This window comes from Sphingomonas sp. DMC8 (genome assembly GCF_056314185.1).
Window position 1 is genome coordinate 104,947 of record NZ_JBQUYV010000010.1, and the last position, 12,380, is coordinate 117,326.

The window sequence follows — 12,380 nt, forward strand, 5'->3', positions numbered from 1 at the left end:
CCCCTTAGTCGTTCATCCGCATCACGGATGCGGAGCTTTCGTCCATGCTCTTGGCTTCCTTGAGCAGGTTGGCCTGCACTTCGTAGCCGCGCTGGTTCTCGATCATGTCGACGAGCGCCTGCGTGAGATTGACGTTAGATTGTTCGAGTGCGCCCGACTGGACGCGCGCTTCCATGTCGTCGGGCAGCACGCCGCCGCCCTTAACATGCAACAGATTGTCGGTGCCCTTGGCAGTCTGGCTGCCCTGCGTGCTGACCAGCTTGATCTTGTCGACGACCTGGGGCTCCTGGCCGGGCTTCGATCCCTGCGGGACGATCGACACTGTGCCGTCGGCTGCGATCGCAACCGAGTCATAGGGGGGCAGGGTGATCGGGCCGGTCGATCCCATCACCGGATGGCCGTCGCCCGTCTCCAGCATGCCCGAGGGGGAGACGCTCAGGTCGCCGCGGCGGGTATAGGCCTCGCTGCCGTCGCTTGCCTGCACACCAATCCAGGCGTCGCCCGTTACTGCGATGTCGAGCGGGCGCGCCGTCTGTATGACGGCACCGGCATTGCGGTCGAAATCCTCGACTTCGCCTGACGAGAATTCGCGGGTCTGCATGCCTTGGCCCTGGAGCACCAGCCGATCGAAATTGATCCGCTCGGCGCGGAAGCCGGTGGTCGACGCGTTGGCGATGTTGTTGGCGATCGCCGACTGCGCCGCCATCTGGCTCCGCATTCCCGACAGGGCAGTGTAGACGAGCTTGTCCATGGCCTAATTCCCCCTACGGACCCGGCTCAGCTACGCATGTTGAAGATGGTCTGCGAAATCTGGTTCTCGGTATCGAGCGCCTTCGCATTGGCCTGATAGTTGCGCTGTGCCGCGATCAGGTCGACCAGTTCCTCGGTCATGTCGACGTTCGACTGTTCGATCGCACCAGACATCAGCGAGCCGAAGCCGCCATCGCCCGCCACGCCGGTCTTGGGCTGGCCCGAAAGGCCGGTGGCGGCCCATTTCGAATTGCCGAGCTGGCGCAAACCCGAAGGATTGTCGAAGGTCGCCAGCACCACCTTGCCCAGGATCTTGGTATCGCCATTCGAAAATGCCGCCTTGACCGAACCATCCTGGTCGACGGTCACGCTCTGGAAGCGGCCGACGGCGCTGCCGTCCTGGCTGCGCGAGGCAACGCTGAACGCAGAGGCGGTCGCGGCGCTCTTGGTGAAGTCGATCGCGATCGCCTGGTTGGCGCTGGCGCCGTTCGGCGAGAAGCCGTTCAGCGTGACCGACCCGGTGGGGCTGGTGATTGCGCCGGTGGTGTCGAAGTTGAGCGTCACCGGCGTCGGGCTGGCGGCGTTGCTGCCGGAATCGAGCTGCTTGTCGCCGACAAAGCTGTACACGTTCCAGCTCGACGAGCCGTCGGTCGCGGTCGAAGGCTGGCGGACGTAATAGTTGGTCAGCGTCGAAGGATTGCCGCTCGCGTCGTAGATCGTCGTCTGGCTGCTGAAATTGTAGCTGTTCGGATCGGTCCGGTCGAAGGCATAGGTCTTACCCTGGAATGCGGGGGACGATGCCGGCGCGACTGCGCTCGTCGAAAGCGCGATCCCCAGCGAGATCTTCGACGTCGCCTTGGCCAGGCCGCTGCTGTCCGGCAGTTGCAGCGGAATTGCGGCGTCGAGCCCGGTGGCGCTCACGGCGCCGCTGCCGTCAACCGGAGAGACCAGCAACTGGTTGCCGGCCGAATCGGTGACATAGCGGTTGCTGTCGACCGTGAAGCTGCCGTCGCGGGTATAGGAAATGTCGCCGCTGGTGCCGGTGCCCTTCACCATGAAAAAGCCGTCGCCCGAAATCGCCAGGTCGAGCGCCGAGGAAGAGGATTTGAATCCGCCCTGCTCGAACGACTGCTTGATCGACTTCACGGCGGTGCCCGATCCGACCATCATGTTCGGATTGCTCGACGAAGTCGACGCGATCACGTCGGCGAACTCGGTCGTGCTCTTCTTGAAGCCGTTGGTCGAGGCATTGGCGAGGTTGTTCGAAATCGTCGCCATGTCGGTCTGGGCGGCCTGGAGCCCGCTGAGCGAAGTGAAGAAGGACATCGATGCTACTCCTGAAAATGCGGGTTAGCCGACCTGGCGCACGGCCGAGGTGGCGACCTGGCCGAGGCCGAGTACGTTGAGCGTGGGGGTGTTGCCCGAAGAGAGCGACACCGACGACACAGGCGCCCAGACCAGCGACTTGGCGGCGACGCTGCCATTGGTGCCGGTGGCGGTTACGTTGACCGTGAACGGCCCGTTGCCGGCTGCGCTCCCGCCATCGGTGGTGCCGTCCCAGTCATAATTGACGGTGCCGCCGTTCTGCGGACCCAGGTTGATCGTCTTCAGCGTCGCGCCGCTCGCAGACTGGATCGTGACCTGAACCGAATTGGCGGCGCTGCCCAGCTCGACCGCGCCGGCGATGCCACCGCTGGTGCGGGCATAGGCGGTGTTGCCTTCGGTCAGCACATTCTTACCGACGAAGCTCAGCGCGTCGCTGGTGCTGCCGCCCGCAAGCTGGGTCTGGATCGCCTTCAGCGTCGAGCTCATGCTGCTGCTGCTCGAGGCGCTGGTGATTTCGGCCATCTGCGTCACCATCTGGTTGGTGTCGGCGGGCGCCGTGGGATCCTGGTTCTGCAACTGGGTGGTCAGCAGCTTCAGGAACGCCGTCTGGTCCAGCATACCGCTGTTGTTGGCGGTGGTGTTGCTGGTGGTGTTGCTGGTGCTTGCCCCGGTGCGCTGGATGCCCAGACTGGCCAGTGTGGTGTCGAAACTTGTGCTCATGATCAACGACCCAGTTTGAGGGTGTCGAGGATCAGCGACTTGGCTGTCTGCATCACTTCGACATTGTTTTGGTAGGTGCGGGAGGTCTCCATCATGTCGACCAGCTCCTGCGTCTCATCGACATTGCTCACCCAGACGTTGCCGTCCTTGTCGGCCATGGGGTTGCCGGGATCGTGGCGCATCTCCGGTGCGGCACCGGCGTTCACCACCTGCTCGACGTCGACCGTCGACATGCCGCTCGCCTCGTCGAAGGCGGTGCGGAACACCGGCTTGATCGAGCGATAGGCGGCGCCTGCGCTGGAGGCGACGGTGCCGGCATTGGCCAGGTTCGACGCGGTGGTGTTCATCCGCAGCAGCTGCGCGCTCATCGCGCGGCCGGAAACCTGGAAGATCGAAAGCGGCTGGTCCCCCATCGCTTATTCTCCCTTCAGTGCGCGGGTGATCTCGTTGATCCGCCCGTTGAGAAAGCTGAGTGTCGTCTGATAGGCGACGGCATTTTCGGCGAACGCGGTCTGCTCGGTGGCCAGCTCGACGGTGTTGCCGTCCTGGCTCGGCTGCAGCGGCACGCGATAGAGCGTCGCGCCATCGACGGCCGCGTCGATCGATCCGCCCGGCTGCTCGACTGCCGCCAGCGCCGTCTGGAAGTCGATGTCGCGCGCCTTGTATCCGGGCGTCGACGCATTGGCGATGTTGGACGCCAGCACGCCCATGCGCTGCGAACGCAGGGCAAGCGCCGCGCCGTGTACGCCGAAAAGGCTGTTGTCTGTCATCGTGCCAGTCTCCCGCACAGAGGTTTGCAGGAGTGAGAAGCAAAGGGCGTGCCAATTCTGCGCATGAGGGGTCGGGAACGTAGTCGGCCGCTCTGTTTACGGCCGGACGGCAAGATTTTGCCGGGCGGCGGCAATGGGCTGCCGCGCTGTCGGAGGCATTGCCGCAAGCGGCGCAGCGGCCCGCAAACTGGCCCGTGCCTTGCTAGGGATGCGGCCATGGACCTTATCCTGCCCAGCCTGATGCCATTTCTCGATCCCGTCGCGGCGGGAATCGTCGGTGGCGGCACTGCACTGGCGGTGGTGCTGCGCACGCCTGCGGGCGATCTCGCGCGGGCATTGCTGGCGCTGGGGTGCCTGCCGCGGCGCAATTTCCGCGTCGAGCCGCTAATCGAACAGAGCCACGCGCTCACGCGTATCGCGCGCCGGCACGGGCTGATCGCGCTGGACCGTTCGGTCATCGCCGATCGCGACATGGCCGCCGCTGCCGCTGCTGCGGTGGACGGCGCCTCGGGCGCGGAGATTGCGGCGCTGCTGCACCACCTGCGACAGGCGCGCTACGCCCGGCACAAGGCAGCCTTCGATGTGTGGCAGGCCGCCGCCGAGACCGCGCCCGCCATGGGTATGGTCGGCACGCTGGTCGGGCTGGTCCAGATGTTCGCGACGATGCGCGACAGTTCCGCGATCGGCGGGGCCATGGCAGTAGCGCTCTTGGCCACGCTCTACGGTGCGCTGCTGGCGAACCTCGTTGCACTGCCGATCGCCAGCCGGCTGAAGCGCCAGGCCCGGCACGAGGCGCAGGAACGTACGCGACTGGAAGCGCCGCTGGCGCTGTTGGGCACGCTGGAGCCCAGCCGCCACGACTTGCGCGAGATCGCTGCATGACCTTTGATGACGACGATAGCCCGCGCCGGCCGATCTGGCTGATGACGCTGGCAGACTTGTCGCTGCTGCTCGTCGGCTTTTTCGTGTACCTTAAGGCGAATGAAGGCGATCCGCGTGCCCTTGCAGCGCGGCTGCGCGCGGGATTCGTCGCGCCTGCCGCTGCCACACAGGCAATGCCGGTCGATCTGGCAGTGGCGGGCGGATTTGAGCCCGGCAGTGCCACCCCGGGCGGGATCGCGCCGCTGGTGGCTTGGGCGCGTACCGCGACGCGCGACCCGCGTACCCGGCTGCACATCACCGGCGAAACCGATGGCAGTGCCGTCGATGTCGACCCTGCAAGCAGCAGCGCCGAACTGCTTGCCGCCGATCGCGCCCGCGCCGTTGCGGCGGCGCTTATCCGTGCCGGTGCGGTGCCGGCCGACCGTATTCAGCTTTCCACGTCGCGCGGCCAGCGCCGCGCGGTGCTTACCTTGGGTTATGATGGTGGCCGGCAAGATTTTGCCGGCCGGCAACCGGGCCTTGCCGGCCCGAAATGATGGACGGAGACATTCGATGCTGTTGATCGCCGTGCTGCTGACCGCAGCCAATTTCCAGTCGACGACCTTGCTCGACTCGATCGTGGCGGAGTTCACCGGTCACGCGATTGGCGAGCCCGGCGGCGCTCGTGCGCCGGTCGATCCGCGCCTGAAGCTTGCCGCCTGTGCCGCGCCGCAGCTCGAATGGCGCAACGAGGCGCAGGACGCCGTGCTGGTCCGCTGCCTGTCGCCTGTCTGGCGCCTGTACGTGCCAGTGAACGTCGTCACCAAGGCTCGCCCGTTAGCTGCGGCCGCGGCCGCGCCGGCCGTAAAGGCCGAGCCCGTGATCCGGCGTGGCGATCCGGTGACCGTGGAGGCTGCCGCAGAGGGCTTTTCCGTCAGCCGCGACGGCGTGGCGATGGGAGATGCCGCGCCGGGCGCGCGTGTTCTGGTCAGGATCGACGACCAGCGTTCGCCGATTCAGGCGATTGCTGTGGAACCCGGCCGGGTGCGTGTGCCCGGCTTCGGCGAATGAAAATTTTCCTAAAGCTACCGATGCTTCCGCCGTTCCTAGGGGCGTCGGGAAAGATTCGGGAATGCAGGGAATGGTTGACTCCATCGGCATCAAGGCAGGCACGATCATTGATCGTGGAAGCGTGCCGGTCGTCGCTGCTACCAGCGTCGGCCGGGTAAAGCCTGCCGAAAAGCAGACGAACACGGTCGAGACGACGGCGTCGTCCTTGTCGCAGTCGATGGCTGCGCAGGCGCCGGTCGACACCGATCACGTCGCGCGGATCCGCAAGGCGATTCAGGATGGACGGTTCCCGCTCGTGCCGTCGACCATCGCCGACCGGCTGCTCGCGCTCAAACTGGACTGGACCGGCAATGACAAGGCGTGATGCCCTGATAACGGTGATCGAGGCGCTGCACGCAGAGATTGCGGCGCTGAAGGCGAACGATATAGCCGGGCTCGAGGCCGCTACCAGCGCGAAGATCAAGGGGCTGGACGTCGTTGCCCTGCACGATGGCGAGGCGCCGTCGGCCGAAGTGAAGGCGCTGGCCGCCGAGGCGCATCGGCTGAACGAGACCTGCCGCATCTATGTGAACCTGATGGCGGCAAATGTTCGCCGCCGCCTGCAAATTCTTTCCGGCAATGCCGCCCCGGCCTATCGGCCCGGAGGCTATGCGATTGCCTGAGCCGCTTCCCGAACGGGAGGGGTGAGAAGGGGGATTACGGCTCGCGCACCGCCTGCCGAATCCTCCTTTTCCATATCTGCACAAATTGGCACGATCTTTGCTGATTGTTCCCCGCAACAGGGACAATCGGATCGGGATCGATGAGCGTTACTTCGGTCAGCAACAGGGCGACGGTGCAGTCGGCGATTGCCGATGCCAGTCGGAAGACCGGGATCGATTTCGACTATCTGCTCGGTCAGGCGCAGGTGGAAAGCGGCATGCGCGCCGATGCGCGCGCTGGCACCTCGTCGGCGACCGGGCTGTACCAGTTCGTCACCCAGAGCTGGTTGGCTGTGATGAAGCAGCACGGCGCCGAGCACGGCATGGCGTGGGCCGCCAACAGCATTCGCCAGACCGCAGGCGGGCGCTATGTGGTCGATGACCCGGAAACCCGCACGGCCATTCTCAACCTGCGCAAGGATCCACAGGCTTCGGCACTGATGGCGGCGGCGCATGCTGCCGACAACAAGACGGCGCTCGAATCCTCGCTCGGCCGCGCCGCTACCGGTACGGACCTATATATGGCGCACTTCCTGGGGCTGGGCGGTGCGCGCTCGTTCCTGTCGGAAATGGAGCAGAACCCCGGTCGTACCGGCGCCAGCCTGTTTCCGGCGGCCGCACACGCCAATCGCGGCATCTTCTATGCATCGAACGGCCAGCCGCGCTCGCTGGCCGATATTTACCAGCGGCTTGCCAGCAAGCTCGACCGCGGTGCCGCTGCCGGCGGCGCGACCGGCCTCGCCTCGGACAGCCTGGGCGGCGCCGGCGACGGGCTCGATGCCTTTCGCGCCGCGCTCACGGCCGATGGCGGCGATGTCATTCCCGGTAACGGCGCGCTGGGCGGCGACCGCCAATGGGTGCAGACCACGCTCGCCCAACTGGGCGGCAAGGCCCAGCCGCGCATCGCCGTCGATCCGCTCCGGCCGACGCCGGAAACCGCCAAGCTCGCTTATCTCATGCTCGCCAATCTCGGGGCCTGACCTGACGTGACTGCACTTTCTCTTCCGGGTGGCGTGATGCCCGCGATGCGCAGCTTTGCGCTCCCCACCGCGATCCTGCTTCTTGTCGCGCTGATGGTGGTGCCGCTGCCGGCGGTGATGCTCGACGTCTTCTTCGTCACCAACATCATGATCAGCCTGGCGGTGCTGATGGTGGCACTTAACGCGCAGAAGCCGCTCGACTTCTCCGCCTTTCCGACAGTGCTGCTGTTCGCCACCCTGTTCCGGCTGGGCCTGAACGTCGCCTCCACGCGCGTCGTGCTGGTCCATGGCCATGAGGGCGAAGCGGCCGCCGGCCATGTGATCGAGGCGTTCGGCACCTTCCTGATCGGCGGCGACTATGTCGTTGGCCTGTTCGTCTTTGCGATCCTGATGATCATCAACATGATTGTCGTGACCAAGGGCGCCGGCCGCGTTTCCGAAGTGTCGGCGCGCTTCACTCTCGACGCCTTGCCCGGCAAGCAGATGGCGATCGACGCCGATCTCAACGCCGGCCTCATCACCCCCGACGATGCCCGCACCCGCCGCGCCGAAGTCGCCACCGAAGCCGATTTCTACGGCGCCATGGACGGTTCGTCCAAGTTCGTGAAGGGCGACGCGGTCGCCGGCCTGCTGATCCTGGCGATCAATATCGTCGGCGGCCTGATCCTGGGTGTGGTCAGCCACCATATGCCGGTGGGCCAGGCGGCACAGACCTATGTGCTGCTCGCGATCGGCGACGCGCTGGTGGCGCAGCTTCCCTCGCTGATGCTCTCGATCGCCGCCGCTGCCATCGTCACCCGCGTCACCTCCAGCCACGACCTGGCCGGCCAGATCGGCAGCCAGTTTGGCAGCTACAAGACCTGGGCGCCGGTCGCCGGCATCCTGGCGCTGCTCGGGCTTCTGCCGGGCATGCCGCATTTCGTGATCCTGCCGGCGGCGGGGATTGCCGGCTTCACCGCGTGGAAGCTGTACAAGATCGCCAAGCGACCGCCGCCCGCGCCGCCCGCGCCCGAGCCCGTCGACCTGTCGAAGATCGGCTGGGAGGAAGTGACCGACACTATCCAGGTGATGCTCGACATCGGCTATGGCCTTGTGCCGCTGGTCGACGAGCGCCGTGGCGGGCCGCTGATGAGCCGGATCACCGGCGTGCGGCGCCAGCTTTCGAAGGAGCTCGGCTTCGTCGTGCCGCAGGTGCGCGTGCGCGACGATATCAACCTGGCGCCTTATACCTATCGCATCGTCATCGGTGGCGTGGTGGTGGGCGAGGACAGTGTCTCGCCTGACGAGATGCTCGCGCTCGACACCGGCCAGGCTGCGGGGCACATCAACGGCAAGCGTGCGAAGGATCCGACCTTCGGCCTCGACGCGGTTTGGATCCATGCCGGCGATGCCGATGCTGCGACCGGGCTGGGCTATCTGGTCGTCGATCCGGGCACGGTGATGGCCACCCATCTCAACCACTGCCTGCTCCAGAATGCCGCTGACCTGCTCGGCCCGGACGACGTGCAGGCGCTGCTCGACGGGCTGAAGGAACGCGCCGGTGCGCTGGTGGCGGCGCTGTGCCCGCAGCCGGTGCCGCTGACCACGCTCACCACCGTGCTGCGCGGGCTGCTGGCGGAGAATATCCCGCTCAAGGAATTCCGCCGCATCGCCGCCGCGATCGCGGTCGCTGCGCAGAAGACGCTCGATGCCGAAGAGCTGATCGAGCTGATCCGCCCGCAACTCGGCCCGCTGATCATCCAGAAGCTGTGCGGCGTGCGCGATCCGCTGCGGGTCATGACGCTCGACGGCCAGCTGGAGGCACTGCTCGGCCAGGCGGTCCGCTCGGACCCGTCCCGCAGCCACACGATCGAGCCCGAACTCGGCCGCCGCATCGCCGATGCGCTGCAGCGCGCTGCGCAGCCGCTGGTCGCCCAGGCCAAGCCCTTCGCGCTGGTCGTCCAGCCTTCGGTCCGCGTCGCGATCCGCAAGCTGATCCGCGGTGTGCTGCCTGACACGCCGGTGATGAGCTTTTTCGAAGTACCTGAAGAAAAGGCCGTCGAAGTCGTCGCCGTTATCGGTGCGCCGGAGGCGCTACCCGCATGAACGCCTACACCCCCAAGGAATTCGAGACCATGGCGTCCCTCGCTCCCCTGACCTATGCTCCCGTTCCCGGCCCGCAGCGCGATGCCGAGGCGCTTGTCCGAAAGCATTTGCCGCTCGTGCGCCGTATTGCCTGGCATATTCATGGCAGCATGAGCTCGATCGTCGAGGTGGAAGATCTCATCCAGATCGGCATGGTCGCGCTGATCGAAGCGGTGAAGGCCTTCGAGGATCGCGGCCAGGTGACCTTCGAGCAATATCTGGCAACGCGACTGCGCGGCGCGATGATCGACGAACTGCGCCGCCAGGCGACGCTCACGCGCGGCGCGATGCGGCGCAAGCGTGCCTATGGCGAGGCCGTCGCGGCGCTGACGCACGTGCTCGGCCGCCCGCCCAGCGAAGCGGAACTCGCCGAACGGCTGGGCGTGACGGTGGAAAAGCTCCGCGCCGAATATGCCAGCGCCGAGGCGGTCCGGTTCGAGCCCCTCGACCAGACCTATTCCGACGAATCGCCCTGGTTCATGGCCGATGAGCCCGATGCTTTCGAACAACTCGCCGAGGGCGACGAGCGCGAGGCGCTGATCGAGGCGATTACGGCGCTGCCCGAGCGCGAGGCGCAGGTGATCCAGCTTTATTATGTCGAGGAACTGAACCTGGAGGAAATCGGCCAGGTATTCGGCATCGGCGCGGCGCGGGTCTGCCAGATCAAGGCTGCGGCGCACGCCAAGTTGCGCAAGGCTTTGCAAAAGAAGCTAGGATAGCACGCGCGGCGTTGCGCGCCGTTTCGCCATAGCGCATCACCCCTGCTCCAACAGGAAAGGGTGGTGCATGAAGGGGATGTGGTTGGCGGCATCGGTAGTCGCATTGGCGATTGCCGGGCCGGTGCAGGCGCAGGACGCGCAGGTGCGCGCCGAATGGGTGCGCGCGCACGAGATGTTCCTCGCCGGAGACGAACTCCGCGGCCGTGGCAGCGCTACGCCCGACGAAGCGATCGCCGCTGCTTATGTCGCGAGCCAGTTCACCGGCTTCGGGCTGAAGCCGGCGCCGGGCATGTCCGGCTATCTGCAAAAGGCGGAGATCGTCCAGCTCGCGCTGAAGGGCGCGCCCGAACTCCGGGTCGACGGTGCTCCCGTTCCCGGTGCCGCGTTGCTGATCGCGGGCGCGGAAGGCGCCAGCGGCACGCTCCGCGTCGTCCCCGCCAATGCGCTAGCCAAAGGGGCGCCGGGCGACGTGCTGGCGGTGACCGGCGACCTGCCGGCGATGCAACTCTACCGCGCCGCCGCCGCGCGCGGTGCGAAGCTGGTGCTGGTGCGCGAGAGCGACGCGACGCGCACGCTGGCCGCGCGCATGGGTGGCAGCCCCCGGCTTCCGACCTTCCTGCGCGGTGAAAAGCAGGATCTGCGGCCCGCGCTGGTCGTGGTGCCGGCAGCGGCGTTCGACGCAATGGCGGCAAAGAATGGCGCCAGCGTCGCGCTCTCCTTCGCCACGACGGAATCGGTCAGCACCACCACCAACGCGGTCGGCTATCTGCCCGGTACCGATCCGGCCGGCGGCGTGGTGCTCCTCAGCGCGCACCTCGACCATCTGGGTGTCCGTCCCGATGGCGTTGTGATGCACGGCGCCAATGACGACGCCTCGGGTACCACTGCCGTGCTCGAACTTGCGCGGACGCTGGCCGCGATGCCGCGCACCCGCCGCGGCATCCTGTTCGTCGCCTATGGCAGCGAGGAAATCGGTGGCTTCGGCTCGCACTGGTTCGGTGCGCATCCACCGGTGCCGCTCGACCAGATCGTTGCCAATGTCGAGATCGAGATGATCGGCGCGCAGGATCCCAAGCTGCCTGCCGGTACGATGATGATGACTGGCTTCGAACGCTCGACGCTGGGGGAGACGCTGAAGGCGCATGGCGCGCTGCTCGCGGCCGATCCCTATCCCCAGGAAAACTTCTTTCAGCGCTCGGACAATTATTCGCTCGCGCTGAAGGGGGTCGTTGCGCACACCATCTCGGGCTGGGCCGTGGTGCCGACCTATCATTCGCCCGACGACACCGTGGCGAATATCGATATCGGCTTCATGACCCGCGCGATCCAGTCGCTGGTCACGCCGTTGCACGTGCTCGCGGACAGCGTGAACCGGCCCGAATGGAAGCCCGGCGGCAAGCCCGAATAACAGGAAAAGCCCCGGCGGCACCGGGCCACCGGGACTTTCCTTTACGCACCCTCCCGGAACAAGAGAGGGGAACCGGCCGCGATGCCGTCGTCAGGGGGGCAGCACCCCGACCGGATCGCGCGCTTACTGCAGCAGCTTGAGTACGCTCTGCTGGCTCTGGTTCGCCTGGGCGAGCATCGCGGTCGATGCCTGCGACAGGATCTGGGCCTTGGCGAGTTCGGTCGTTTCCGCCGAGAAGTCGGTATCTTCGATGCGGCTGCGCGCCTCGTTCAGATTCGCCGACGTGGTGGTCAGGTTGTTGACGGTCGACTGGAGGCGGTTCTGCACCGCACCCAGATCGCCGCGGCCGGCCGAAATCTGGTCGAGAGCAGCATCGATCACCGTCAGTGCGGCGCTCGCCGAATTCTGGTCGCTGATCTGAAGGTCGGTACCCGCCGCAGTCGTGGACGTCATTCCGACCGCTGCCATACCGCTCGGGTCGCCGCCGACGATGATTGTCTTGCCCTGGGCTGCGGTCAGGAACACCTGATCGGCGGCAGTAGAGACACCGCCCGTTGCGTCAAAGCCCGAGGTTGTCGCGCTCGCCGCACCGGTCGCCTGGAACGACGTAACAACACCGGCCGCCGATGCGCCGATCGTCAGCGCACCGTTGGTCGAGGCGAGGCTGATCGACGAGCCGTTGACCGATGCCGTCAGGCCGGTGGTGCCGTTGATCGCGGTCGCCAGCTGATTCAGGTCGACGCTGGTGGTCCCGCCGCTGGTCGTGGTGAGCTTCGACAGATCGAAGCTGGTGCCGTTGATCTTGATCGTGCCCGAGGTCTTGGTGGTGTCGATCGAAAGCGTACCAGAGACACCGGCTGTGGCGGTGACGCCGGTTTGCGCCGTCGCCGCGTTGATTGCCGTGATCTTGTCGGCCAGCGCGCTGCTCGGGGTCGGCGGGGTGCTGCCGC

14 protein-coding genes and 1 pseudogene are annotated in these 12,380 nt (G+C 66.3%); 9 read left to right on the forward strand and 6 right to left on the reverse strand.

The window, feature by feature from the left end; all coding sequences use genetic code 11:
- Positions 1–4 precede the first annotated feature (4 nt).
- The 5 genes from flgF to flgB are packed head-to-tail and all read right to left on the reverse strand — an operon-like array spanning position 5 to position 3,566.
- On the reverse strand, positions 5–751 hold the full coding sequence (gene flgF / locus ACT53K_RS18040; protein ID WP_476230135.1) for a flagellar basal-body rod protein FlgF: 747 nt from the start codon (positions 749–751) through the stop codon (positions 5–7).
- 26 nt (positions 752–777) lie between these two features.
- A complete protein-coding gene (locus tag ACT53K_RS18045; RefSeq protein WP_476230136.1) occupies positions 778–2,076 on the reverse strand; it encodes a flagellar hook protein FlgE in 1,299 nt (432 codons plus the stop codon).
- Positions 2,077–2,100: 24 nt separating this feature from the next.
- Positions 2,101–2,796 (reverse strand): flagellar hook assembly protein FlgD, encoded by a 696-nt coding sequence (locus ACT53K_RS18050; RefSeq protein WP_476230137.1) that lies wholly within the window; start codon positions 2,794–2,796, stop codon positions 2,101–2,103.
- A 2-nt stretch (positions 2,797–2,798) separates the two neighbouring features.
- Positions 2,799–3,209 (reverse strand): flagellar basal body rod protein FlgC, encoded by a 411-nt coding sequence (flgC, locus tag ACT53K_RS18055; RefSeq protein WP_476230138.1) that lies wholly within the window; start codon positions 3,207–3,209, stop codon positions 2,799–2,801.
- Positions 3,210–3,212: 3 nt separating this feature from the next.
- Positions 3,213–3,566 carry a flagellar basal body rod protein FlgB gene (gene flgB / locus ACT53K_RS18060; RefSeq protein WP_476230139.1) on the reverse strand — a complete coding sequence of 118 codons (354 nt, stop codon included), beginning with the start codon at positions 3,564–3,566 and terminating at the stop codon, positions 3,213–3,215.
- 216 nt (positions 3,567–3,782) lie between these two features.
- Between flgB and ACT53K_RS18065 the strand changes: the two genes are divergently transcribed.
- The 9 genes from ACT53K_RS18065 (at position 3,783) to ACT53K_RS18105 (ending at position 11,430) form a co-directional block, all read left to right on the forward strand.
- Complete coding sequence (locus tag ACT53K_RS18065) at positions 3,783–4,448, forward strand: motility protein A (protein ID WP_476230140.1); 666 nt, start codon at positions 3,783–3,785, stop codon at positions 4,446–4,448.
- On the forward strand, positions 4,445–4,984 hold the full coding sequence (locus ACT53K_RS18070; protein ID WP_476230141.1) for a flagellar motor protein MotB: 540 nt from the start codon (positions 4,445–4,447) through the stop codon (positions 4,982–4,984). The genes ACT53K_RS18065 and ACT53K_RS18070 overlap by 4 nt, the downstream gene beginning before the upstream one ends.
- 16 nt (positions 4,985–5,000) lie before the next feature.
- Positions 5,001–5,498 carry a flagella basal body P-ring formation protein FlgA gene (locus ACT53K_RS18075; protein WP_476230142.1) on the forward strand — a complete coding sequence of 166 codons (498 nt, stop codon included), beginning with the start codon at positions 5,001–5,003 and terminating at the stop codon, positions 5,496–5,498.
- A 70-nt stretch (positions 5,499–5,568) separates the two neighbouring features.
- Complete coding sequence (flgM, locus tag ACT53K_RS18080; RefSeq protein WP_476230143.1) at positions 5,569–5,862, forward strand: flagellar biosynthesis anti-sigma factor FlgM; 294 nt, start codon at positions 5,569–5,571, stop codon at positions 5,860–5,862.
- Positions 5,849–6,160: a flagellar protein FlgN gene (locus ACT53K_RS18085; protein WP_476230144.1), complete on the forward strand. Its 312-nt coding sequence runs from the start codon at positions 5,849–5,851 to the stop codon at positions 6,158–6,160. Before flgM ends, ACT53K_RS18085 begins: the two co-directional genes overlap by 14 nt.
- A 140-nt stretch (positions 6,161–6,300) precedes the next feature.
- A complete protein-coding gene (locus ACT53K_RS18090; protein WP_476230145.1) occupies positions 6,301–7,179 on the forward strand; it encodes a lytic transglycosylase domain-containing protein in 879 nt (292 codons plus the stop codon).
- A gap of 36 nt (positions 7,180–7,215) precedes the next feature.
- Positions 7,216–9,264, forward strand: a complete 2,049-nt coding sequence (gene flhA, locus ACT53K_RS18095; RefSeq protein WP_476230180.1) for a flagellar biosynthesis protein FlhA — start codon at positions 7,216–7,218, stop codon at positions 9,262–9,264.
- Entirely contained in the window at positions 9,261–10,022 is a 762-nt protein-coding gene (locus ACT53K_RS18100) for a sigma-70 family RNA polymerase sigma factor (RefSeq protein ID WP_476230146.1), read from the forward strand. Before flhA ends, ACT53K_RS18100 begins: the two co-directional genes overlap by 4 nt.
- 67 nt (positions 10,023–10,089) lie before the next feature.
- On the forward strand, positions 10,090–11,430 hold the full coding sequence (locus ACT53K_RS18105) for a M28 family metallopeptidase (protein WP_476230147.1): 1,341 nt from the start codon (positions 10,090–10,092) through the stop codon (positions 11,428–11,430).
- A 123-nt stretch (positions 11,431–11,553) separates the two neighbouring features.
- Here the strand turns inward: ACT53K_RS18105 and ACT53K_RS18110 are convergent.
- Positions 11,554–11,817 (reverse strand): annotated as a pseudogene (locus ACT53K_RS18110) (flagellin); the annotation flags it as partial.
- Positions 11,818–12,380: the final 563 nt, after the last annotated feature.

Coding starts and splice junctions, on each gene's coding strand:
- ACT53K_RS18105 (WP_476230147.1), top strand. CDS start 10,090: ATGAAGGGGATGTGGTTGGCGGCATCGGTAGTCGCATTGGCGATTGCC.
- flgM (WP_476230143.1), top strand. CDS start 5,569: ATGGTTGACTCCATCGGCATCAAGGCAGGCACGATCATTGATCGTGGA.
- flgC (WP_476230138.1), bottom strand. CDS start 3,209: ATGGGGGACCAGCCGCTTTCGATCTTCCAGGTTTCCGGCCGCGCGATG.
- flgB (WP_476230139.1), bottom strand. CDS start 3,566: ATGACAGACAACAGCCTTTTCGGCGTACACGGCGCGGCGCTTGCCCTG.
- ACT53K_RS18070 (WP_476230141.1), top strand. CDS start 4,445: ATGACCTTTGATGACGACGATAGCCCGCGCCGGCCGATCTGGCTGATG.
- ACT53K_RS18085 (WP_476230144.1), top strand. CDS start 5,849: ATGACAAGGCGTGATGCCCTGATAACGGTGATCGAGGCGCTGCACGCA.
- flgF (WP_476230135.1), bottom strand. CDS start 751: ATGGACAAGCTCGTCTACACTGCCCTGTCGGGAATGCGGAGCCAGATG.
- ACT53K_RS18090 (WP_476230145.1), top strand. CDS start 6,301: ATGAGCGTTACTTCGGTCAGCAACAGGGCGACGGTGCAGTCGGCGATT.
- ACT53K_RS18050 (WP_476230137.1), bottom strand. CDS start 2,796: ATGAGCACAAGTTTCGACACCACACTGGCCAGTCTGGGCATCCAGCGC.
- ACT53K_RS18100 (WP_476230146.1), top strand. CDS start 9,261: ATGAACGCCTACACCCCCAAGGAATTCGAGACCATGGCGTCCCTCGCT.
- ACT53K_RS18075 (WP_476230142.1), top strand. CDS start 5,001: ATGCTGTTGATCGCCGTGCTGCTGACCGCAGCCAATTTCCAGTCGACG.
- flhA (WP_476230180.1), top strand. CDS start 7,216: ATGCCCGCGATGCGCAGCTTTGCGCTCCCCACCGCGATCCTGCTTCTT.
- ACT53K_RS18045 (WP_476230136.1), bottom strand. CDS start 2,076: ATGTCCTTCTTCACTTCGCTCAGCGGGCTCCAGGCCGCCCAGACCGAC.
- ACT53K_RS18065 (WP_476230140.1), top strand. CDS start 3,783: ATGGACCTTATCCTGCCCAGCCTGATGCCATTTCTCGATCCCGTCGCG.